At 48.8% G+C, this 22,790-nt stretch carries 25 protein-coding genes; all 25 read right to left on the bottom strand.

Annotation, left to right across the window (positions count from 1 at the left end; all coding sequences use genetic code 11):
* Positions 1 to 25: 25 nt before the first annotated feature.
* Entirely contained in the window at positions 26 to 1,036 is a 1,011-nt protein-coding gene (nuoH, locus tag C7R93_RS15945) for an NADH-quinone oxidoreductase subunit NuoH (RefSeq protein WP_208637827.1), read from the bottom strand.
* Complete coding sequence (locus C7R93_RS15940) at positions 1,033 to 2,181, bottom strand: NADH-quinone oxidoreductase subunit D (protein WP_106839725.1); 1,149 nt, start codon at positions 2,179 to 2,181, stop codon at positions 1,033 to 1,035. Before C7R93_RS15940 ends, nuoH begins: the two co-directional genes overlap by 4 nt.
* A 3-nt stretch (positions 2,182 to 2,184) precedes the next feature.
* Positions 2,185 to 3,474 (bottom strand): NADH-quinone oxidoreductase subunit C, encoded by a 1,290-nt coding sequence (locus C7R93_RS15935; protein ID WP_106839724.1) that lies wholly within the window; start codon positions 3,472 to 3,474, stop codon positions 2,185 to 2,187.
* Entirely contained in the window at positions 3,471 to 3,989 is a 519-nt protein-coding gene (locus C7R93_RS15930) for a NuoB/complex I 20 kDa subunit family protein (RefSeq protein ID WP_007725455.1), read from the bottom strand. The genes C7R93_RS15935 and C7R93_RS15930 overlap by 4 nt, the downstream gene beginning before the upstream one ends.
* The gene (locus C7R93_RS15925) at positions 3,980 to 4,351 is read right to left on the bottom strand and encodes an NADH-quinone oxidoreductase subunit A (protein WP_007725457.1); all 372 of its coding nucleotides are present in this window, start codon (positions 4,349 to 4,351) and stop codon (positions 3,980 to 3,982) included. Before C7R93_RS15925 ends, C7R93_RS15930 begins: the two co-directional genes overlap by 10 nt.
* A 302-nt stretch (positions 4,352 to 4,653) precedes the next feature.
* Positions 4,654 to 5,394 (bottom strand): DUF6042 family protein, encoded by a 741-nt coding sequence (locus tag C7R93_RS15920; RefSeq protein ID WP_106839723.1) that lies wholly within the window; start codon positions 5,392 to 5,394, stop codon positions 4,654 to 4,656.
* 221 nt (positions 5,395 to 5,615) lie between these two features.
* Positions 5,616 to 6,014: a F0F1 ATP synthase subunit epsilon gene (locus tag C7R93_RS15915; protein ID WP_017252349.1), complete on the bottom strand. Its 399-nt coding sequence runs from the start codon at positions 6,012 to 6,014 to the stop codon at positions 5,616 to 5,618.
* Between the two features lie 27 nt (positions 6,015 to 6,041).
* On the bottom strand, positions 6,042 to 7,451 hold the full coding sequence (gene atpD, locus C7R93_RS15910) for a F0F1 ATP synthase subunit beta (RefSeq protein WP_007725462.1): 1,410 nt from the start codon (positions 7,449 to 7,451) through the stop codon (positions 6,042 to 6,044).
* A 48-nt stretch (positions 7,452 to 7,499) separates the two neighbouring features.
* The gene (gene atpG, locus C7R93_RS15905; RefSeq protein WP_106839722.1) at positions 7,500 to 8,363 is read right to left on the bottom strand and encodes an ATP synthase F1 subunit gamma; all 864 of its coding nucleotides are present in this window, start codon (positions 8,361 to 8,363) and stop codon (positions 7,500 to 7,502) included.
* 74 nt (positions 8,364 to 8,437) lie between these two features.
* Complete coding sequence (gene atpA / locus C7R93_RS15900; RefSeq protein WP_106839721.1) at positions 8,438 to 9,949, bottom strand: F0F1 ATP synthase subunit alpha; 1,512 nt, start codon at positions 9,947 to 9,949, stop codon at positions 8,438 to 8,440.
* A 44-nt stretch (positions 9,950 to 9,993) separates the two neighbouring features.
* Complete coding sequence (locus C7R93_RS15895; RefSeq protein WP_106839720.1) at positions 9,994 to 10,521, bottom strand: F0F1 ATP synthase subunit delta; 528 nt, start codon at positions 10,519 to 10,521, stop codon at positions 9,994 to 9,996.
* Complete coding sequence (atpF, locus tag C7R93_RS15890) at positions 10,518 to 11,021, bottom strand: F0F1 ATP synthase subunit B (protein ID WP_106839719.1); 504 nt, start codon at positions 11,019 to 11,021, stop codon at positions 10,518 to 10,520. The genes C7R93_RS15895 and atpF overlap by 4 nt, the downstream gene beginning before the upstream one ends.
* Positions 11,022 to 11,196: 175 nt before the next feature.
* Positions 11,197 to 11,427, bottom strand: a complete 231-nt coding sequence (gene atpE, locus C7R93_RS15885) for a F0F1 ATP synthase subunit C (RefSeq protein ID WP_017252354.1) — start codon at positions 11,425 to 11,427, stop codon at positions 11,197 to 11,199.
* Between the two features lie 44 nt (positions 11,428 to 11,471).
* A complete protein-coding gene (atpB, locus tag C7R93_RS15880) occupies positions 11,472 to 12,266 on the bottom strand; it encodes a F0F1 ATP synthase subunit A (RefSeq protein WP_106839718.1) in 795 nt (264 codons plus the stop codon).
* Positions 12,267 to 12,379: 113 nt separating this feature from the next.
* Positions 12,380 to 12,748, bottom strand: a complete 369-nt coding sequence (locus C7R93_RS15875; RefSeq protein ID WP_007725476.1) for an ATP synthase subunit I — start codon at positions 12,746 to 12,748, stop codon at positions 12,380 to 12,382.
* Positions 12,749 to 12,761: 13 nt separating this feature from the next.
* Positions 12,762 to 12,935, bottom strand: a complete 174-nt coding sequence (locus C7R93_RS15870) for an AtpZ/AtpI family protein (RefSeq protein WP_307724157.1) — start codon at positions 12,933 to 12,935, stop codon at positions 12,762 to 12,764.
* 165 nt (positions 12,936 to 13,100) lie between these two features.
* The gene (locus C7R93_RS15865; protein ID WP_106839717.1) at positions 13,101 to 14,291 is read right to left on the bottom strand and encodes an acetyl-CoA C-acetyltransferase; all 1,191 of its coding nucleotides are present in this window, start codon (positions 14,289 to 14,291) and stop codon (positions 13,101 to 13,103) included.
* A gap of 148 nt (positions 14,292 to 14,439) precedes the next feature.
* A complete protein-coding gene (locus tag C7R93_RS30685; RefSeq protein ID WP_244191559.1) occupies positions 14,440 to 15,102 on the bottom strand; it encodes an ABC transporter substrate-binding protein in 663 nt (220 codons plus the stop codon).
* A 47-nt stretch (positions 15,103 to 15,149) separates the two neighbouring features.
* Positions 15,150 to 16,427 carry an AraC family transcriptional regulator gene (locus C7R93_RS30680; protein WP_244191558.1) on the bottom strand — a complete coding sequence of 426 codons (1,278 nt, stop codon included), beginning with the start codon at positions 16,425 to 16,427 and terminating at the stop codon, positions 15,150 to 15,152.
* A gap of 99 nt (positions 16,428 to 16,526) precedes the next feature.
* On the bottom strand, positions 16,527 to 17,345 hold the full coding sequence (bioC, locus tag C7R93_RS15855; protein WP_106839716.1) for a malonyl-ACP O-methyltransferase BioC: 819 nt from the start codon (positions 17,343 to 17,345) through the stop codon (positions 16,527 to 16,529).
* Entirely contained in the window at positions 17,326 to 18,051 is a 726-nt protein-coding gene (locus C7R93_RS15850; protein WP_106839715.1) for an alpha/beta fold hydrolase, read from the bottom strand. Before C7R93_RS15850 ends, bioC begins: the two co-directional genes overlap by 20 nt.
* 1 nt (position 18,052) lies before the next feature.
* Complete coding sequence (gene bioF, locus C7R93_RS15845) at positions 18,053 to 19,246, bottom strand: 8-amino-7-oxononanoate synthase (RefSeq protein ID WP_106839714.1); 1,194 nt, start codon at positions 19,244 to 19,246, stop codon at positions 18,053 to 18,055.
* 15 nt (positions 19,247 to 19,261) lie between these two features.
* The gene (gene bioB, locus C7R93_RS15840) at positions 19,262 to 20,257 is read right to left on the bottom strand and encodes a biotin synthase BioB (protein WP_106839713.1); all 996 of its coding nucleotides are present in this window, start codon (positions 20,255 to 20,257) and stop codon (positions 19,262 to 19,264) included.
* Between the two features lie 19 nt (positions 20,258 to 20,276).
* Complete coding sequence (bioD, locus tag C7R93_RS15835; RefSeq protein WP_106839712.1) at positions 20,277 to 20,999, bottom strand: dethiobiotin synthase; 723 nt, start codon at positions 20,997 to 20,999, stop codon at positions 20,277 to 20,279.
* A 5-nt stretch (positions 21,000 to 21,004) separates the two neighbouring features.
* Positions 21,005 to 22,378, bottom strand: coding sequence for an adenosylmethionine--8-amino-7-oxononanoate transaminase (bioA, locus tag C7R93_RS15830; RefSeq protein ID WP_106839711.1), 1,374 nt, complete (start codon positions 22,376 to 22,378; stop codon positions 21,005 to 21,007).
* Between the last annotated feature and the right edge of the window lie 412 nt (positions 22,379 to 22,790).

The following is a 22,790-nucleotide window of genomic DNA, read 5'->3' as shown; positions in this document are numbered from 1 at the left end:
GTAGTCGTTTTCGATCAACTCGCTACTAGAACATGCCATTTTGGTAAGAAACCACTACGGCTGTGAGCAGGATGTTGAACAATGCCACGGGCAACAGCACTTTCCAGGCAAACGACATCAGTTGATCGACACGTAAGCGCGGCATCGTGGCGCGAATCCAAAACTGGAGGAAGACGTAAAGAGAAAACTTAAGGATAAACCAGACGATTCCCGGAATGAAATCCAGCGATGGATGAATCGGCAACCATCCACCAAAAAAGAGAATCGTGATCAAGGCACCCATCCCGAACATGTACACATACTCCGCCAACATGAACATCGCAAAACGGAAACCGGAGTACTCGACGTGGTAACCGCCAACAAGCTCCGACTCTGCTTCCGGCAAGTCAAACGGCGTTCGATTTAGCTCAGCTTGGGCAGCAATGATAAATACAGCAAATCCGATAAACTGCGGAACAATATTCCAGACATCCCGCTGCGCCTCGACAATATCTTTGAGATTCATGCTGCCCGTCAATAGAACGATACCCACCACGGACATGACCAGCGGTACTTCATAGCTGATCATCTGCGCAGCGGAGCGGAGACCCCCGATCAGCGAGTACTTGTTATTCGAGGCCCAGCCAGCCGTGATCACGCCTAGTACTGTGATCCCAGACAAGGCGATATAGTACAGCAGTCCTATTCCCAGATCAGCGAACTGAATGCTTTCCGTAAAAGGCATGACCGCCAATACGGCAAAAGCAGGGGCATAGGCCAATATAGGCGCTAAAGTGAACAACGCTTTGTCAGCGTGCTGCGGACGAATATCTTCCTTTAATAGCAGCTTGGCAACATCCGCAACCGTCTGGAGAAGTCCCAATGGTCCTACTCGATTCGGCCCGATGCGCAGCTGCATCCACCCAATCACTTTACGCTCAAAGTAAATGGCGTACGTAACGAATCCCAACACGACTGCAAGCAGTAAAACTGCCGCAACGATAAACCAAAGCGTGGACCCCCATGAGGGGGCTTGCTGCAAGAGAGTATTCATCAACAATCAACCTCCCCGAGCACGATGTCGATACTGCCCAGGATTGCAACCATGTTCGAGAGGTTTTCCCCTTGCAACAGCTTAGGCAGAATTTGCAGATTGGTAAACGACGGTCGTCTAAACTTCAATCTCCACGGTTTATCCTTACCCTGACTGGCAATGTAGCAGCCAATTTCTCCGCGAGGTGACTCGATTCGCACATAAGTCTCCCCAGCAGGCGGGCGAATCACACGTGGCACTTTCCCCATTACTTCGCCTTCGCTCGGAAATTGCTCTAATGCCTGCTCAAGAATCCGCAGCGATTGCTCGATTTCTGCCATACGTAGGTGATAGCGCGCCATACAATCGCCCTCAGTTGCTGTCGGCACATCAAATTCAAAACGATCGTAGATGCAATACGGCTCATCCTTGCGCAGGTCCCACTTGACTCCAGTCGAGCGGAGCATCACGCCAGATAACGAGTAATCCAACGCAGTTTTTGTATCGAACTTGCCAATTCCATTGAGTCGGCTAATAAAAATCTCGTTACCCGTCACCAGCTGGTGGTAGTTATTCAATTCTTTCTTCATGTACTGGACAAATTCTTTGGCTTTGTCGATCCAGCCTGGAGGTGCATCCCATTTCACTCCGCCTACGCGCATGTAGTTAAAGGTCATCCGCGCCCCGCATAGCTCATTAAACAAATCCAGTATCGTCTCCCGATCACGGAACGCATACAGGAAGGGCCCCATCGCTCCAATGTCCAAAAGAAACGTGCCCCACCAGACCAAATGACTCGCCACCCGATTCAGCTCCATCGCAATCAGTCGCAAAAACTGAGCTCGCTCTGGAATCTCCAACCCCATCATCGTTTCTACTGCGTGACAGAGAACGTAGTTGTTGGTCATGGCGGAAACGTAGTCCATACGGTCTGTATAGGGAATAATTTGTGTATAGGTCAAGTTTTCTGCCAGCTTCTCTGTTCCTCGATGCAAGTAGCCCATCACCGGAATGGCTTCTTTAATGGTTTCCCCATCGATTTTTACTACCAGGCGAAATACCCCGTGTGTACTTGGATGCTGTGGACCTACGTTTAATAACATCTCTTCCGTACGAAGTCCTGTTTCAGAAGAGGTATCAACATGAGTCGTGAGGATGTTATGGTTCATCTGCTAAACCTCCTCGTCGTATTGCACATAATCTTTGCGCAGCGGATACCCTACCCAATCATCCGGTAACAGGATTCGACGTAAATCCTTATGTCCCGGGAAATGAATACCCAAAAGGTCAAAAGTCTCTCTTTCATTCCAATTTGCGCCATGCCAGAGGTCCATTACAGAAGCAACTTTTGAATCTTCTCTGCTCGTTTTGACCTTTACTGCCAAGCTTTGGCGATTTTTGTAGGAATAAAAGTGGTAGTATACCTCCAGGCGATCCTCGTAATCGACACCGTGAAGATCGGACAGGTACTCAAAGCTCAATTGCTCGTCATCTTTTAAAAATTGGGCAATCTGGTGCCAACGTTCGTTTTGAATGGTGAGGGTCGGCACTTCCTTTGCCAGCTCGTTAATATACGAGGCCTCGATGACTTCCTGTCCAAATGCTTCTGATATTCGTGACACGTATTTATCAAGATAGGGCTGGTTTTTGGAAGGTGCTTTTGGCGCTTCCTCTGCCGGAGCCTCATCTCCAGTCGCCTGCGATGCTTTTGCCTTCGCTGCAGCAGCGGCGGCTGCTTTGGCTTTTGCTGCGGCAGCTGCCTTTGCCTTGGCATCGTCATCACCGGATTCATCGCCGCCTGCTTCCCGTGCGGCTTTTGCTTTTGCAGCGGCGGCTGCGGCAGCCTTGGCTTTTGCGGCAGCTGCGGCCTTCGCCTTGGCATCCGCATCTGGAGCTGAATCCGCTGTATCGGCACCATTTTCCGCAGCTTCTTTTACTTCCTTCGCTGCTTTTGCCTTTGCAAGAGCTTCTGCGGCAGCTGCTTTCTTGGCTGCGGCTTTTTCCTCAGGTGTCATTTCGGATACAGGCTTTGCTGGTGGTGGAGAAGCTTCTGCCTGTTCCTTTGCTGCCTTTGCCTTGGCGATTGCTTCAGCCGCTGCTGCTTTCTTCGCTGCGGCTTTTTCCTCTGGCGTCATTTCAGATACAGGCTTTGCTGGTAGAGCAACTGCTTCTGATTGTTGCTCGGCAACTGGAGTTTCCACTTCCGCAGCCTCTTTTGCTTCCTTCGCCGCTTTTGCCTTGGCAATTGCTTCAGCTGCAGCTGCTTTCTTCGCTGCGGCTTTTTCCTCTGGCGTCATTTCAGACACAGGTTTTACTTCCAGAGCAGAGACTTCCTCTTGTGGCTCTTGAGATGCCTGTGCTTCCTGTTCTCTTAATTTTCGCAAAGATTCAGCCTTGGCACGGGCTTCAGCCGCTGCCGCTGCCTTTTCCTCCGGCGTCGGCTTGCGTTTCTCGTCGCTCATAGATTGGTCACCTGCTTCCCAGTCTTCGCTTCGTAACGGATTTTTTCTTGGAGCTTATTGATTCCGTAGATCAAAGCGGCAGGGTTAGGTGGACAACCCGGAATATATACGTCGACAGGTACAATCTGGTCTACACCTTTTACTACGCTGTACGAGCGCACGTATGGACCTCCCGCTGTCGCACAGGAGCCCATGGCAATCACCCACTTTGGTTCAGGCATTTGATCATATAGCCTGCGCAGTAGTGGTGCCATCTTTTTCGTGACGGTTCCGGCCACGATCATGACATCAGATTGTCTTGGGGATGCTCGAAAAATAACGCCAAACCGGTCGAGGTCATAACGCGCTCCACCCGTTCCCATCATCTCGATCGCGCAACAGGCCAAGCCAAAGGTTAATGGCCACAACGAGTTGCTGCGAACCCATCCCTTCACTGTTTCCAATGTCGTGAACATGACGTTGCGATTCAATTCCTCTTGTAATTCAGGCGCAATGCTTGTCAGGTCTAGTTCCATTCCAGCACCTTCTTTCTCCACGCGTAAATCAATCCTACGATGAGCAAGGATATAAAGATGACCATCTCAACTAAGGCGAAAAGCCCCAGTTCTTTGTAAGCGACGGCCCACGGATACAGAAAGAGTGTTTCTACATCAAAGATGACAAACATGAGGGCAAAGATGTAATACTTCACGTTGAAACGCACCCAACTGTCACCAACAGGAATGTTACCGCTTTCATAAGTAGTTTGCTTCTCCCGTGTCGGTTTCTTTGGACGAAGCAATGGACCAACAAAACTGACTGTAGCCACGGGCAACAACACACCTAAAATCAAAAAGATCGCGACAATCACATAATTGTTGGTATAGATGTCACTCACCCACGTTCCCTCCGCTCTTGAGAAAGGTATGAATCGTCTTGCGCTGTCCTCCAGAAGAAGTCGAGACTCCCTCAAAAGGGTACTGCTCGCAGCATCAAAGGTGTAGGTATGAACGCTGTCGCATATCGACACTGCTAGAAAAAAATACCTTTATCATTATAGCAAATTGCCAATAGGGTGTCTAACGAAAGCCTTCCTTTTATCCCATATAAAGGGAAAAACTCAGAGATTTCTCCCTGAGTTTTTCCAGCATAGTATGATGACCAAACGAATATGCCCGTCTGGACCTCTCATTCTCTTAATTATTGAACGTTCTTAGAAAATTGCTGTCCGAGGAAATCCTCGTAAATGCGCTCCCATACAATCGTAAAGTTCATCTTCTCGTCTTCTGGGATCTCCAGCATATTTTCAATCGCTTCTTCCATATATGGAGTCAGCTTGATCAGAACCTCTGCCAGCATCTGGTCATTGGTGTTCAGTAATTGCTTCATTTCTGCTTTGGATATGCTAAACGTATTTTCTTCTTGCTCGTGCAGCTTCATCACGAGGCGGCTAAACATCGGATGAACCAATGCTTCCAGTTTAACATGAGCCAATGCAAGAGATTCTGCTTCACTCAGCTTGAACAGCTCGGATGCATCTGGGAATGGATAAACCGGTACATCCCAAGCATCTCCATTATCAATTACCAGACCCCACTTCACGAAAAGCTCAATAGCCTCGTCAAGAGATGTCGGATATGCATAATCGGAACGGCTCATGAATGCTTTGAATCTGTTCAAGAGGTTCACGTAGCCTTTGAAATCCTCTTCAGACTTAAAGCCTTCTTGAACAGGCTCAGTGAATGTGCTCTTCAATGCATCGAATTCGTTCAGAGCTTTTCTCATTTCTTCTTTTGTCTCATGCTTGGTTACTACATAGCACATTGCCTGGAACAGAACATTCATTTCATGAGATAGCACGCTTGTCCAGCCATTAGCCGCAAAGCTGCTAGGAATCACTACGCCATCTTGATTGTGGCGGATATCGCGAACGGTTTGCATCAATTACACTCTCCTTTAATCCCAATAGCCAATGCCGCTTTTTCCCGCTGTTTTTCATGCTAACGTAGCTCGTCGGCAGGGCATTAGGTCTATTATACACAGAAACATTAGGCAATTACCAACTGGAAATATCATGCCCGATTACCATGGCTCATCATTCATCCCATATAACCGAAAAATCCCCGCAGCCACATGGGCGCGGGGATATCTAAGCTTACGCTTTACTTCGCTACGTCGAGACGTGCCATCGCACGTTGCAGCGCGCGTTCTGCACGCTTGACGTCGAGCTCGGCATATTTCTCAGCCAAACGCTTTTCAGCACGCTCTTTCGCTGCCTTCGCGCGTTCAACATCGATGTCTCCCGGCAATTCAGCCGTTTCAGCAAGGATGGTCACTTTATCGCCGCGAACTTCCATGAAGCCGCCGCTAACAGCCATCTTTACTTCTTTATCGCCTTCTGTCTTAATCCGAACTGGCGCTGTTTTCAGCGGGGTTACCAACGGCACGTGGTTCGGCATAATACCGATTTCCCCTTGCAAGCCGCGAGCAATCACCATTTCAGCCTGACCGCTGTAGACAACCCGTTCAGGAGTTACGACTTCAACTGTCATCTTACTCACTTACTCGTCTCCCCTTTCCAGGGTGTCTTACGCCATTTTCTTCGCTTTTTCTACCGCTTCTTCAATTGTACCTACGTACAGGAATGCGCCCTCTGGCAGGTGGTCATGCTTACCTTCGAGGATTTCCTTGAAGCTGCGAACAGTTTCTTTCAATGGCACGTATTGGCCTGGGTTACCAGTGAACTGCTCGGCAACGTGGAAGGACTGGGACAAGAAACGTTGAATACGGCGTGCGCGTCCAACTACTTGCTTGTCGTCGTCGCTCAACTCGTCCATACCGAGAATCGCGATGATATCTTGCAGTTCTTTGTAACGTTGCAGGATTTTTTGAACGCTACGAGCCACATCATAGTGTTCTTGTCCTACTACATCAGGAGCCAGAGCACGGGAAGTGGATGCGAGTGGGTCTACCGCAGGGAAGATACCCAACTCAGCGATGGAACGCTCCAAGTTCGTTGTAGCGTCCAAGTGAGCAAACGTAGTAGCAGGAGCCGGGTCAGTGTAGTCATCCGCTGGTACGTAGATCGCTTGAATGGACGTTACGGAACCTTTTTTCGTAGAAGTAATACGCTCTTGCAGCTGACCCATTTCGGTAGCCAATGTTGGCTGGTAACCTACCGCAGATGGCATACGGCCCAAGAGAGCAGATACCTCAGAACCCGCTTGAGTAAAGCGGAAGATGTTATCAACAAAGAGAAGAACGTCGCGGCCTTCTTCATCACGGAAGTATTCCGCCATAGTCAGACCAGTCAACGCTACACGAAGACGTGCACCAGGCGGTTCGTTCATCTGACCGAATACCATCGCGGTTTTCGGCAGTACGCCTGCGTCTTTCATCTCGTGGTACAGGTCGTTACCTTCACGGGTACGCTCACCTACACCTGCGAATACGGAAATACCACCGTGCTCTTGCGCGATGTTGTTGATCAGCTCTTGAATAGTAACGGTTTTACCTACACCCGCACCACCAAACAGACCGATCTTACCACCCTTGATGTACGGAGCCAAGAGGTCAATAACTTTGATACCTGTTTCCAGGATCTCAACAGTCGTTGCTTGGTCTACGAACTCAGGAGCTTTACGGTGAATTGGGTCGCGACGATCTACTTGACCAAGTTCTTGCAGGTCGATCGGCTCACCCAATACGTTAAATACGCGTCCAAGTGTAATTGCACCCACTGGAACGGAGATAGCTGCACCGGTATCTACTGCTTCCATGCCACGAACCAAACCGTCAGTGGAAGACATCGCAACGGTACGAACCAAGTTATCGCCCAAATGAGTAGCAACCTCAACAGTCAAGTTGATGTCGCGCTCACCAGCGCTTTGTGCTTTATGTTGAATCTTGATCGCATTGTAAATGGCAGGCAGGTGTCCGCGGTCGAACTCGACGTCAACAACCGGACCCATTACCTGAACCACGCGTCCATTCGCCATCTTACTTCTTCCCTCCTGTAAAGCTAAATTGGGAGCTATTCGCTGCCACTAAGCCTGTGCGTTTGCACCTGCAACGATCTCGGAAATCTCTTGTGTAATGGCTGCCTGACGAGCACGGTTGTAGCTCAACGTTAAACGGTTGATCATATCCGTAGCATTGTCTGTCGCGCTGCCCATTGCCGTCATACGGGAACCTTCTTCGGAAGCTTTTGCTTCGAGGAGTGCACTGTAAACCAGTGTTTCCGCATATTTCGGCAACAGATCCGCCAATACTTCTTCCGAGGACGGCTCATATTCGTAATTCAATTCGCGCGCATTGTTGCTCTCGGGAGCTTCCAATGGCAGTAATTGTTTTACGGTAGGTATTTGCGAAATTGCACTTTGAAACTTGTTGTAGCACAGGTACAGTTCGTCAATCTGCTCGTTCTCGAACATTTGGACTGCTGCACCGGCAATTTTCTTGATATCAGCAAAGGCTGGGCTGGCTGGCAGACCTGTAACTTCCTCCAAAAGCGGGTAGTTCCGTTTGCTGAAGAAGTCACGACCTTTGCGGCCAATCACAAAAATACCGTACTCATCCTTGGACTTGTGCTTCTCGTTAATGGTATTTACCACTTTACGGAGAATGTTGGCATTGTAACCCCCAGCAAGTCCACGGTCGGAAGTGATGACAATATAACCAGTCTTTTTCACCGGACGATTTTGCAACATTGGATGTTTGGAACTAGAGTTCCCACTCGCGATGCTTGCGATCACTTCTTGGATCTTGTCAGCATACGGGCGTGCCGCCTCAGCTTTATCCTGGTTACGGCGAAGCTTTGCAGCCGCCACCATTTTCATCGCTTTCGTGATTTGGCGCATATCTTTTTTACTTTTGATACTGCGTCGAATCTCACGTATTCCTTTAGCCACTCGTTTTCACCACCTTGAGGACGCATGCACGGGCAAATGGCCCGGCATGCATCTGATGTCTATCAGGTTAACGATTAGCGAGTTACCGAAAAGCCTTTTTTGAACTCTTCGATCGCTGCGTTGAATTCTTTTTCATCTGGAAGGTCTTTCGTTGTGCGGATGTGCTCCAACAGTTGCGGTTTGTTGGAATCCAAGAAAGACAACATCTCTTTCTCAAAGCGGCGCACTTCTGCAATTGGAATGTCATCCAGGAAACCTCTTGTAGCGCTATAGATAGAAGCAACTTGCTTCTCAACAGACATTGGATCGAACTGACCTTGTTTCATGATTTCCATCAAGCGCTCACCACGGGTCAGACGAGCTTGGGTCGCTTTGTCCAGATCGGAACCGAACTGAGCAAACGCAGCCAACTCACGGTATTGAGCCAACTCGAGCTTGAGTGGACCTGCTACCTTTTTCATCGCCTTGATTTGCGCGGAACCACCTACACGGGATACAGAAAGACCGGTGTTAACCGCTGGACGTTGACCTGCGTTGAACAAGTCTGTCTCCAGGAAGATCTGACCGTCCGTGATGGAGATCACGTTGGTTGGAATGTACGCGGAAATGTCACCCGCTTGGGTTTCGATGAATGGCAGAGCCGTAATGGAACCCGCACCCAACTCATCAGACAGTTTCGCAGCGCGCTCCAGCAAGCGGGAGTGCAAGTAGAATACGTCACCAGGATATGCTTCGCGACCTGGAGGACGGCGGAGCAAGAGGGACATTTCGCGGTATGCAGAAGCCTGTTTGGACAGGTCATCGTATACGCACAGAACGTGTCCGCCTTTGTACATGAAGTACTCAGCCATTGTTACACCAGTATAAGGAGCTAGGTACAACATTGGAGCTGGGTCAGACGCAGTTGCAGAAACGATGATGGTGTAATCTAGAGCACCTGCTTTACGCAGTGTTTCTACGATGTTTGCAACGGTGGATTGCTTTTGACCGATTGCAACGTAGATACAAATCATGTCTTTACCTTTTTGGTTGATGATCGTGTCGAGCGCCACTGCTGTTTTACCAGTTTGGCGGTCACCAATGATCAACTCACGCTGTCCACGACCAACTGGGATCATCGCGTCAATCGCTTTGATACCTGTTTGGAGTGGCTCGTGTACGGATTTACGCGCCATAACGCCAGGAGCTGGGCTCTCGATTGGGCGGAAACCGTCATTTGCAATAGGGCCTTGACCATCGATTGGTTGACCCAGTGGGTTTACAACGCGGCCGAGCAGCGCTTCCCCTACTGGAACTTCCATAACGCGGCCGGTACGTTTTACAGTGTCGCCTTCCTTAATGTCGCGGAAAGGTCCCATAATAACGACACCCACGTTATCTTCTTCCAAGTTGAGTACCATACCCATTACGCCATTTTGGAACTCGAGAAGCTCCCCTTGCATGGCCTTTTCCAAACCGTGAACACGAGCAATACCGTCACCTACTTGGATGACTGTGCCTACATCCACAACTTCGATTTCAGATTTAAAGTTAGCGATCCGCTCTTTAATGAGGGAGCTAATCTCTTCTGGTCTGATTGCACTCACGAAAATTCACCCCATTCATCCAACTTCTTAAAAGCCATCGAACTTTACGCCTTTTGCGCAAAGGTTTCCAACTTCGTTTTCAGACTGCCATCATACAGACGGTCGCCAATTTTGATAATAATGCCGCCGAGAATCGCTGGATCTACAACTGCTGTCATACGCAGCTTTTTGTTCAGCGTTTGACCGAACTTCTCAGCCAGCTCATTTTGTTCTTCAACAGAAAGCGGCTTTGCACTTGTCAAAATTGCATCTGCGAATCCACGAGCTTCGTTCGCCAATTGTACAAAAGAACGGTAGATATCAACCAGGTCAACTTCGCGTCCGTTCTCAATCAGGACGTTCAGGAAATTGAAGGTTTCTTCCCCTACATGGCTTTTGAACAATTCGTCAGCGAGCTGGCTTTTCGCATCTGCTGCGATGTGCGGGTGCAACATGATCTTTTTCAGATCTTCATTGCCTTCAACCGCTTCCACGATCGCACTCAGGTCTTTCTCCACCTGATCAATCTTGCTACGCTCACTCGCTACTTCAAAGAGAGCGCGAGCATAACGTTTCCCTACTGCGCTACTCATAGGCGATCTCCCACTTGTGCGAGAAATTTGTCAACAGTAGACTTTTGAGCTGCTTCGTCCAGTTCTTTCTCGATGATCTTGGAAGCCAAGAGCACAGAAAGACCAGTCATTTGCTCACGCAGTTCGAGTTTTGCTTTTTCTACTTCACGAGCCAGTTCAGCGCTTGCATCTGCTTTCATGCGCTCAGAAGCTGCTTGTGCTTCAGCAACGATTTTGCTTGCTTCATCAGACGCTTGCTTTGCAGCACGGTCGATGATCGCTTTGGATTCAGCGCGAGCTTCATCCAAAAGACGGCGTTGTTCAGCCAAAAGCTTTTCGGATTCCTTGTGGTTGCGTTCCGCAGTAGCGAGCTCGTTCTCAACATGAGCACGGCGCTTTTCCAATACGCTCGCAATCGGTCCTGTTGCATATTTGGAAACAACGATCAACAGCAAAACGAAAATAATCACCTGGAGTAGTAATGTGCCCCATTCCAGGGATACGGCTCCAAACTCAACCATTTTTAGTTCACTCCTTCCTGACAAACGAAAGATTCTGCAATAAGTTCTTTGCGTACTTACCAGAATTATTACTAGAAGACTTCATTGCCAAGCTTTGGCCGAAGCCTGATTTTTCCCTACTAAAAGATAGGCGAAGGTGACCCCTCCGCCTATTTAATACTGTTCAACTGTTCGCTTAGCCCAGACGTCCCATCAAGATGAAACCTACAGCTACCGCGATAATTGGAATCGCCTCTACGAGACCCATACCGAGGAACATGATACCCATCAGGTTACCACGAGCTTCAGGTTGACGAGCAACACCTTCAATTGTTTTAGAGATTACGTTACTTGCACCAAAAGCACCACCAAGTGCTGCCAAACCGAAAATAAGACCCATAGCAATAGCTACACCCATAACTTCCATGTTAAAAATACCTCCCTAAATTGTTGTTAACAAAAAACTAGATTTTAGTGTTCATCATTCACAAGTTGTGAAATGTAAACCATAGAAAGAGTCAAGAAAATGAACGCCTGAATTGCACCTACGAAGACGGAGTAGCCGAGCCAAATAAACAATGGTGCCGCGGCCAAAATCCCCCCACTCAATAGGAAGGCAATCATGATCTCTTTTGCAAAGAGGTTACCGAACAAACGCAAAGGAAGCGTCAGTGGCTTAATGATAAACTCCTCAAGAATGTGGATCGGGTTGAGGAATACGTGTTTAAACCAACCACCTGGACTTTTCTTGATGCCGAGGTAGTGGGAGTAGAGCAACACTACCAATGCCAAACCAAATGTTACGCTTGGTGTAGCAGTTGGAGACTTCCACCAGATTACATGAGCTCCTTTATCACCCAGCTCGTGCTCAACGGTTGCGCGCTTCTTCGCTTCGGCTTCTGGCGTAGGAGCAATCGTCAGCATCTTCATAACACTTTCGCTGATTTCACCTTTGTGCACTGTGGTGACGTTGGCGATAACACCTAGCTGGTTCCCAATGAAGATGTAGAGAAACAACGTAATACCAAGCGTCATCATCATCATGACTTTCTTGTGATCCATGTATCCTGAAGTAACATTCTTGACAAAGTCAAAAATCCACTCAACTGCATTTTGCTTAGCACCAGGAACTCCGGTTTCCAGCTTTCGTGTCATTACAAACAGGAAGATAAACACAAGCAGTGCGGTAAGAACCATCATGAGAATCGTAGCGATGTCAAATACCATGCCGCCTAACTCAAATCGTAACGTATAATGATGACCCATCTTTTCACCCCTTTCCATCGATAGATAGAGGTTGTCCGAAACTATGTCTACACATTGCTATCGAACGCTCTCTGGTTAATCACTTCATTAATAAGGAAATGCTGGTAACAAATCTATTTTGAATTGCGGAATACGAGTAGATAGCTGATCCCTTGGATCAAAAACAGCCCAAGTAGAACCCCTGATAATGTGAACATATGAGGGAAAAGAAAAGTAGTATAGGCGGCTAGCCCGGCAATCATGAACCGAAGCATCGTGCCCGTTCCTTTTGGTCTGACATTAGGGTCATCTGCCATTTGCCCAACAACCCAGACCTTACTTGCGAGAACGCTGGTATTAATAATTCCTGTCACTGTTCCAAGCAACAAGCTCTGCAAGAAAACCTTGTGTTCAGGCAATACAACCATCAGTATCACAAACAATGCCATACACCATAAAGAATAGCGAAAAGTCTTTCGCATCGCTAAAGCAAACGCTTCCATCGTTCGTCACCCCCTACAAATATGGGCGAATGAGTCGATAGACAGTGTATACACCAACAGCAATCCCTGTAATCAAGCCAATGAGCAAGAACCAAGGATCAGTCGCTAGTAGGCGATCCGCGTATCTGCCGATCATAAAACCGGCAACCACACAAATGGCAAAGTCAAGACCAAGTACGCTGACCAAACCAAGTGCTCGCCATGGATTGTCAAGTTTCGCCAGTTTATCCTTCTCCTTTCACATAAGGAGAGGGCACACAATTTCCAAATGCCCTCATCCATATTAACGAAGATTTATTCCCTTTGTCAACGCAAGCGTTTCTGTGTACACAAAGCGTTCACAATTTAAAAATTAAATTTTCTCGACAATTGTGGAGACCCCTTGTCCACCGCCGATGCAAAGAGTTGCTAACCCATATTTTGCCCCTTCACGCTTTTGCAATTCATGCACCAGCGTGACCAAAATTCTCGCGCCACTCGCACCGATTGGGTGACCCAAAGCAATGGCTCCGCCGTTGACATTCAGCTTCTCGCGATCAAAGCCTAGTGCTTTGCCAACAGACAGTGATTGAACGGCAAACGCTTCGTTCGCTTCGATCAAATCGATGTCAGCAATCGACAGACCCGCTTTTTCCAGTACGCGTTTGGTCGCAGGAACAGGACCGTACCCCATGATGCTCGGATCGACACCGGCACTCGCATTGGCTACGATACGGGCGAGAGGCTTCACTCCCAGCTCTTCCGCTTTCTCGCGTGTCATGATTAAGAGAGCTGCTGCTCCATCGTTGATGCCGGATGCATTTCCTGCTGTCACGGTTCCATCCTTTTTAAATGCAGCCTTCAGCTTGCCTAGAGCTTCAGCTGTCACGCCAGCACGCGGGAATTCGTCCACAGCAAACAGCACCGGGTCACCCTTTCGCTGCGGGATCGGAACCGGCACGATTTCTTCTTGAAAACGACCACTAGCGAGCGCTTGCTGAGCCTTTTCCTGGCTCCACGCTGAAAATTCATCCTGCTCTTCGCGTCCGATTTCATATTTGGTGCAAAGATTCTCCGCTGTGATGCCCATGTGATAGTCGTTGAAAGCACACCACAGTCCGTCGCGAATCATAGAGTCCACGACTTTTTGATCGCCCATGCGATACCCTGAGCGAGCACCTTCCATTAAGTATGGTGCCTGGCTCATATTTTCCATCCCACCGGCCAAGACAACTTCTGCCTCGCCAGCAAGGATTGACTGAACAGCCAGATGAACGGCTTTGAGACCTGAACCACAAACCTTATTGATTGTCAGGGAGGGAACTTCATGAGCAAGGCCCGCGTGAATAGAAGCCTGACGCGCTGGGTTTTGACCCAAGCCTGCTGACAGTACGTTCCCCATAATCACTTCATCGACCGCATCCTTGGAAACACCTGCACGCGTAAGCGCTGCTTCCAGTACAATCCCGCCCAGCTTTGTCGCGCTGACACCTGCAAGCGTTCCTTGAAAGCTACCTATAGCAGTGCGTACAGCACTCGCAATGACGATTTCTCTTTGACTCATCTTCCACACACCCCTTGAATACACAGGATAGGCAACCCTCTTAAGATTCCATCTTTTCATGATAATTCCTGCCAGGAAATCGCTTTCTTTTCCAGTTCATGAAAAACCGTCACGGCTCTTGGGAGAAGAGGGTGACGGTCTGTATGATTTATAGCAGTACTTCTGCAATTTCATCGACGATATTGTTGATGGCAATCGGGCCGTAGTAGGCGATCCACACGGTTGTGTTTACCTCGTACACCTTATTTTCCTTGGCGGCTTTTAGCCCTTTCCAAATGGAGCTATTTTTGTACTCGTCCGTTAATGCTTGATTCGCTTTGTCTGTTACGACAAATATGTGATCGGCATTTACCTCTGGCAATACTTCCAAAGAAATCATCGTAGCTGTATCTGATTTATCCATCGCTGGCTTGGGAGGAGTCAGGCCCAAATCGGAATACAATATTGCAGCCGTACGGTGTTCAACTGTGTGCAGTCGAATGGCATTGTCACGAGGACGAATAAGTGCAACGGACTCACCCTTGAGCTTGTTTGCGAGTTCTGCTTTCAATTTGTTCGTTTTCTCTTGGTAGTCTTTTACGATTTGCTCAGCTTCTTGTTCTTTTTCGAGAATTTTTCCGAAGGTAATTAGCGTCTCTCGCCAGTCTTCGTTTCGGTCAAACATGATGGTTGGAGCGATTTTGTTCAAATTATCATAGATTTTATCCTGGAACTCCGTGCATATGATCAAGTCAGGCTCCATAGCAACTACCGCTTCTGAATTCGGCTCGTCTTTTGTTCCGAGCACGTGAACATCTTTTAGCTTGTCCATGAGATACTCTGGAAATTTCGAACCGTCCCCCGTTGTAATGACACTACCTACAGGCAATCGCCCAAGGCAATCATTTGATCTACATATTGCGTATCAAGCACAGCGATTCTGACTGGTTTAAAATCAAGCGTCAGCTCGCCTTTCATATGCTTGATCGTACGTGTCTCGCTTTTCTTCACTTCTTGATCCGCACTAGATTGCGTTGTATTCGACTGCGTCGCTACCTGATTCGAAGCGCCTGTTGCTGTACTTCCCGAATTACTAGAATTTGTTCCGCCCGCTGAGCAGGCTCCGAGCAGCAAGGTAAGGCTAAGCATCAGATTCAGCGCCAGCATCGCTTTTGTACTCTTATACATCGGTACGGCTCCCCCATCTCTTGATCGCAAATGATTTTGATTTTCATTTTCAATGTGATCATTATATTTCCACAGCTTTTGACCAGCAATGGAATATCGCGACAAGAGTAATGGACTTTGGCGACGAATTTCCGATGTCAGCGGATTTTCCTTATAAGCAGACGGGGGGAAGCCTGTATATTTTTTAAAAATACGACTGAAATAATAGCTGTCTGTATAACCTACTGATTCCGCTACCTCTTTTAGCCCCATGTTCGTTTGACGCAGCAATTCCTGCGCTTTTTGAATGCGCACCTGGATCAGATAGTCGATAGGGCCGACCTCCAGCTTGGTTTTAAAGGTGCGTTGCAGGGATCGGGGGCTACAGTTTAATAGCGTGGCAAGATCATCGAGTGTGAAAGCCTCTGCGTAGTGCTCCTCGATATACCGAACGGCCTGCACGACCAAATTCGGTACCGTTACCCCGATTCCTTGCGACTGCATCTGTGCCATCAGCTCACATACCAGTTGATAAAGCAGGGCTTTGGCTCGAAGCTTGTCCAGGTTGCCGTTCTGATTCCACACTTGCTGCATACGTGATATTGCGACAAATACATTAGCCTGATACATGGGAGTAAAGCCGTATTGGATGTGAAAAGGTTGTGTTTTATCCAGTAAACGCAGCTGCTCCTGCCGACAAGGCAACGGCAAATGAGCTTTGTACAAAATCAAATAGTATTCCAGCTCATCCTTTATTTCCTCGATATCCACATAAGTACCTTTGCCAGCATGGGTCATATAACAATTCTTGATAGCATGCACATTCCCATCAAGACGAATCAGTCCACTTCCTCTCACCGAAAAAAGAAAGGCGCTTGCTGGCAATTGATAGGATCGCAGCTGCTCTCCGGCTCGCATGACGATATGCCGTACATCATGTAGTCGTACAGTTGCCTGATTCCATAACAAAATATGATCATCCACGTTCATTGTCTGGCGCTCAACTCCTTGTTAGCCCTCCCATCTTTCTTCTCTTCATTCTATTTGATAATCATTCTCATATCTATAGCAAAAATCAATTCAAGCACACTACATGGATGAAATCGCGCGAACGTAAATAGCTTCGTAGGTGACAGGGATGCCCGTTTCTCTTTTATGCGTTTGCTCATAGTAACGTATCATTTCTGCAAGTAGCTTTCTGCGCCCAAGACCGCTCCCCTGCTCCATACTTGCACTAGCGCCCACAGCTTTTACGGCATGCAGAAAATCCCTTACACTCGGGTAAGTAAGCCTTTCATACTTTCTAATTACCTCGATATCCGTAAACTCTGCTTGCTCCAACAGCTCGTACCAATCACGTGCAGAGAGAAACTCCAAGCCATGGCGTACTCCCTTCTCCCCCAAAATCGCATGAGCATTCGCAAACGAATCATGCAGCTCCCAAAAAGTATCGGGGCCAAATGTTGAAAAAACCAAAGGTGCTCCGGGCTTCAGAATTCTTCCCAGTCCTTTTAGCGTATGCGCTGGCTTGGCAAACCACTGAAAACACGCTCCTGAAACCATCAAATCCTTTGACTTTGCCGGTTGTTCCCAAACCCATTCTTCGGCATCGGCTTGAAAAAATGAGCAAATCATGCCGTCCTTCTCCAGATTGTTCTTCGCCTGCTCCAGCATGCCTGACGCAATCTCTACCGCTTCGTAATGGGCAACAGAAAAACGGCTGCGAATGACGCGGGTTAATCTCCCTGTCCCACAGCCAATCTCCAAGATGTTTCGCACCTCGTTCTCGTTCGTTATTTCTGTAATCATTTGACTCAAATGATCGACCATCTTCTTTTGCACGAGTGCGTATTTTTCGTATGAGGCAGCCTTTTCACTGAATCGGCTGCTAATTGCCCTCTTCTGCAAGCTGCTCCACCATCCTCTTTAGCGAATCTCCTACAGCCTCCGGAACAAATACATGCGGGGCATGACCACAGTCAGGAATTCGCACGAAATTCGCACCTACAAGCCTACTCGCTAGTTCTTCCCCGGCTGCGAGCGAACAAATAGCATCCTCTGTTCCATGAATGACGAGAGTAGGAGCTGTCAGGGAAGACAGGAACGGGCGGCAATCCTCTTCTTCTAAATAGGTCAAGCCCGCGATCAACGCTGCCGTACTCCACTTCTGGCTGTCCATCCCCACGTGCAAGCCTATTTGCTCACGCTCTCCTGGTGTTAGCATCTGTTCGACAAATGCGTCCATCACCCGCTCGCGTGCTACGGAAAGCTGCCTTTTCATCCTTTGCAAAACAACAGGATGCCACCCTTTGCGAAGGTCAGGCTGTTCGCAGGTAAAGCGTGCTGTGGTGCCTATCAGAACAAGTCCTGAGACCGGGTACTGGGCAGCGAGGCGCATTCCGAGCATCCCTCCCATGGACCACCCCACCACAATCAGTTCCTGAGCGGAAAGAGAGCGAAGTTCCCCCTCTACCTTCTCGAAAAATTGCATGGGCACAGTGACGTCCGAAAAATCGGGCGTGATATGCTCATAGGAAGGAAATTGTGAACGTACAGCATCCCAAGAGCTATCCGACATCCCCCAGCCTGTTAGCCACAACATTACTTTTCTCACGTTACCGTCCCTCCCTTTGAAGCTCGTTCCTGATTTCGCTCACTTGCTCGCAAGCCCACTCCAGCTCTTCGCGCGTATGGTCAGCCATCACCGCAAAACGGATACGAGCGGTTCCTGCTGGTACAGTAGGCGGTCGAATAGCAACTGCTGCAATCCCTCGCTGCCGAAGCCTTCTGCTAAATTGCAACGTCCAATCATTCTCTCCTAACGTAAGCGGGATGATTGGCGTATCTTCTTCGTCTACGGTAAACCCGTGTGAGCGAAGCAACTGGCGAAACACGAGCGCATTCTGCCTCACCGCTCTTCTGCGCCAAGACTCTGTTTGCACCAAAGACAAGGACGCCAGATTCGAACCAATCACAGCAGGGGGCAGGGCAGTCGAATACACGAGCGAGCGTGCTTTTGTCATCAAATAACGAATGATGATCTCATCTGCACATACGTATGCCCCATAAACACCAAATGCCTTGCTGAAGGTTCCCATCAAAACATCGACTTTTCCGGAGATGCCCAGCTCATGGCACAAACCCTGCCCTTCTTCCCCACGCACTCCCCCTGCATGGGCTTCGTCAACCATCAGCATGGCATCGTAGCGATCTCGCAGTTGTACTAATTCAAGAAGGGGAGCTTTATCTCCATCCATGGAGAATATGCTGTCCGTGACAATCCACTTCCGTCTTGCATCCTGATGCTTTTTTAGCAAAAATTCCAGATGCTCCATGTCGTTATGCCTGTACCGAAAATGCTCCGCCCGACTGAGCACGATCCCATCGACGATGCTGGCGTGATTCAATCGATCACTAAAAACAGCGTCGCCCCTTCCGGCAAGCGCTGCAATTACCCCCGTATTTGCCTGATAGCCGTTTGCAAAGACAAGCGCACCTTCTCTCTGCTTCCACGCCGCCAATTGTTGTTCCAACTCGTCATATAACGCGTAGTTGCCATGGACAAGACGAGAGGCAGTTGCTCCTGCCCCCCACTCCGCTGCCGCCTTCTTGCCAGCTTCCACGATTCGTTGATCGTGGGCCAAGCCCAAATAATTGTTCGACGACAGGTTTAATAATGGTTTCCCTTCGACTTGAATCCACGTGCCTGCACGATCACAGACTGACTCTACGGTGTTCCATTGTCTTGCCAGCGATTGTTTCCGCAGTGAATCATATTCTTCTTCCAACCATGTGTATCGTTTGTTCATGGCAGACCTACTGTCCTACAGCGCACACAGCTCGATTTCAAACCCGAGGTCTTCAATCATCTGATGGTCTGTCGTGATTTCCTGCCCAGGCGTCGTCAAATAGTCGCCCACGAACAATGAGTTAGCCGCATACAAGGAAAGCGGCTGCAAGGTACGCAAATTCACTTCGCGACCACCTGCAACGCGAATTTCTTTGTCCGGGCAAATAAATCGGAACAAGGCGAGAACACGTAGAGCCTTCATTGCCGGGGTGCGTCCTTTATCCTCCAATGGGGTTCCTGGAATCGCATTTAAAAAATTGATCGGAATAGAATCTGCGTCGAGATTGCGAAGGGCAAATGCCATGTCAACGATCTCCTCATCACTCTCCCCCATGCCGATGATCACGCCTGCGCATGGCGACATCCCTGCTCTTTTCACGGTGTCTACTGTCTGTACACGTTGATCGTACGTGTGCGTCGTCGTTATCGATTCGTAATGGTTGCGACTCGTATTGAGATTGTGATTGTAGCGGTGGACGCCTGAATCTTTTAAGCGGGTTGCTTGTTCGTCGCTTAATATCCCTAAGCAAGCGCAAATTTTCAGTGGCATCGTCTCACGGATTTCTTTGACCGCCTCTATGACCTGCCCCAGCTCTTTTTCAGTGGGACCGCGTCCTGAGGCGACGATACAGTATGTACCTGCTTGCCGATTCATGGCTTCTCGCGCACCTGCGAGCAATGTTTCCTTGTCCAGCATCGTGTACTTGGATACGGGAGCATTCGAAACAATCGATTGCGAGCAGTAACCGCAATCCTCTGGGCATAGGCCACTCTTGGCGTTAATGATCATGTTCAGTTTGACCTTTTTTCCGAAAAAGTGCTTCCTGACGCGGAAAGCTTCGTTCATGACCAGCAGCAGCTCATCATCTGGCGCTTGCAACACCTTCATTGCCTCTTCCTGGGTAAACAGTTCTTTGCCAATCGCCTTATGAGAGTATCCCTTCCAATCCAGACAGGTGCTTTGCTCCATTTTCTCGTCTCCTCTTTTTTTATGATTTATGGCTCCACTGACACAACTGTCCGATGTCTACACATTCATGGATCAGCTTTGTCAATTGCTGGCGCTCTAACGGTTGGTTTATCCATGGAAGTACGCCCCATACGGGAACTCCCCCATAGCTCTCAATCATGCTCGCGTTTGTTTTGACACTCTCATCGGTGACACCAGCTGAGTTGCTTTGATTCAGGATGACACCTACCACCTCGATCCCGAGTTCCCGAGCATACCAAACGGACAAGAGCGTATGATTAATTGTGCCGAGCCCAGCCCGAGCCACGATGAGCATGGGCAGATTCAATCGAACAGCGAGATCGGCCATCGTTTCGGTTCGAGTCAATGGTACAATCAGACCACCGGCTCCTTCGACAAGAAGTGCCGGATAACGTTCCATCAGAGGTCGCCCTGCAGCGATTACTTCCTCCACGGTCAAGCTTTTCCCCTCTGCTTCAGCAGCGAGAAGAGGGGTAAGCGGCGCCTCAAAACAGAGCGGGGCTATCTCCTCACACGAGTCAGGCACTCCGCTCCACGATCTCAAGTGCCTAGCGTCACTGTTTTCATCATGCGCTCGTGCACCTGACTGGACTGGCTTCCAAACCCCTATGTTCACTCCAGTCTCACGCAACACGGATGCGATTCCGGCAGTCACAACCGTTTTGCCTACCCCTGTATCTGTTCCTGTGACGAACAATCCGCAAAAGGGGCGCTCCGACATGCCTATCACTCCCCTGTCGTTACATCCTGAATTGATTCAGCCAAAATCCGAACCATGTCAGCCAATTCTTCGGTTGTAGATACGAGCGGCGGGATAAAAACGATGACGTTGCCCAACGGTCGTGTCAAAAGTCCTTTTTCTCTCGCTACCTGACAGACACGCACACCGATGCGCTCATTCCAGTGATAAGGCTCCTTCGTCTCTTTATCCCGAACCAGCTCGATTCCCGCCATCAAGCCTTTTTGCCGGATTTCTCCTACATGGGGCAGGTCGTACAGTGGCCCTAGCAATTGATCCAGATCGATTGCTTTTTGTGCTACATGTTGAACGACTCCGCGCTCCTCCATCAGCCGCAGATTGGCGAGAGCAACTGCACAGCCAAGTGGATTTCCCGTGAACGAATGTCCGTGGAAAAAGGTTTTCTGTTCCTCGTAGTCGGCGAAAAAGGCATCGTAAATCTGCTCAGTTACTAAGGTAGCGGCTACAGGCAAATACCCTCCCGTAAGCCCTTTGGCAACTGCCATGATGTCTGGCACGACCCTGTCATGCTCACAAGCGAACATTTTGCCCGTGCGTCCAAATCCTGTCGCTACTTCGTCTGCGATCAAGAGTACATCATGAGCGCGCAAAAGCTCTGCGATTTTTTTCAAGCAGCCATCCGGCATGATAATCATGCCGCTTGCTCCCTGCACGACAGGCTCCACGATCATCGCCGCAATCTCATGAGCTCTTTCCGCAAGCAAACTTTCCAGACTGCTCAATGTAGCCTGAACGGCTGCTTCTTCGCCGCCTTGCCTGTATGGATACGGGTATGGAATGGCATGTGGAGAAAAGAGCAGCGGTTTGTAGACCTGATGGTAGAGAGGAATTGCTCCAACACTGGTAGCTCCGATCGTATCCCCGTGATAGGCATTGTTCATCGTGATAAACGAATGCTTGCCGGTCTGCCCTCGATTTTGCCAGTATTGGAACGCCATTTTCAGCGAGATCTCGACCGCCGTTGCCCCGTTGTCAGAATAGAAGACTTTGCTCAATCCTTTTGGAGCAAGGTGGATCAGCTTTTCCGCCAATAGAATGGATGGCACATTTGCCATGCCTAGCAAGGTAGAATGGGCAATCTGGTCGAGCTGCTCTGTGATCGCCTGATTCAGCTCGGGAACGTTGTGGCCATGGACGTTCAACCACACAGAGGAAAAACCGTCGTAGTAAGCCTTGCCGTTCACATCGAACAGCTTGATCCCTTCTCCTCTCGCAATAATTAACGGCTCCTGTGCGACGTAGTCTTTCATCTGGGTGAAGGGATGCCAAACGTATTGCTTGTTTTTGGCGGAGAGCTCTGCATAATTATTTAACAACCAAATCACAACCTTGGTTAACATATATTTGTTAACTGTTATTTTAAATTGGTTAACTCATTTTAGCAAAGCTTTTTTCTCGACCTTGAAAAATTAAGATCTAAGATGGTTCTTTTGGTTTGAGTCAGCATTGTGGAGGAGAAGAAAAAGCACAGTTCTCTTCGACTCTGACACGCCAGCATCGGGGATTGACTGTCCGTCTCCACTTCAAAAAGGGGACCGTCGAGCCAAAGCCACCCTACGGGCGGAAGTTTCTCAAGGAAGAAGTGTTCGACAAGCGTGGTCCCCTTTTTGAAGTTCCGACTGGGTAGGCGTTGTCAAGGTCTGCGAGCCCTGTGCTTTTTCTTCTCAGCAGCTTTGTCAGTTCATCGATACCTTCCAAAACTTAGGAAGACCATCCATAAATCACTGGCTCAAACTAATAAACGGCTTTATA

It is taken from the genome of Brevibacillus fortis, assembly GCF_003013395.1.
GTDB classification, from domain to species: Bacteria; Bacillota; Bacilli; order Brevibacillales; family Brevibacillaceae; genus Brevibacillus; species Brevibacillus fortis.
Note: the sequence above shows the minus strand (reverse complement) of the source record. Positions and strands in the feature narration are given on the sequence as shown.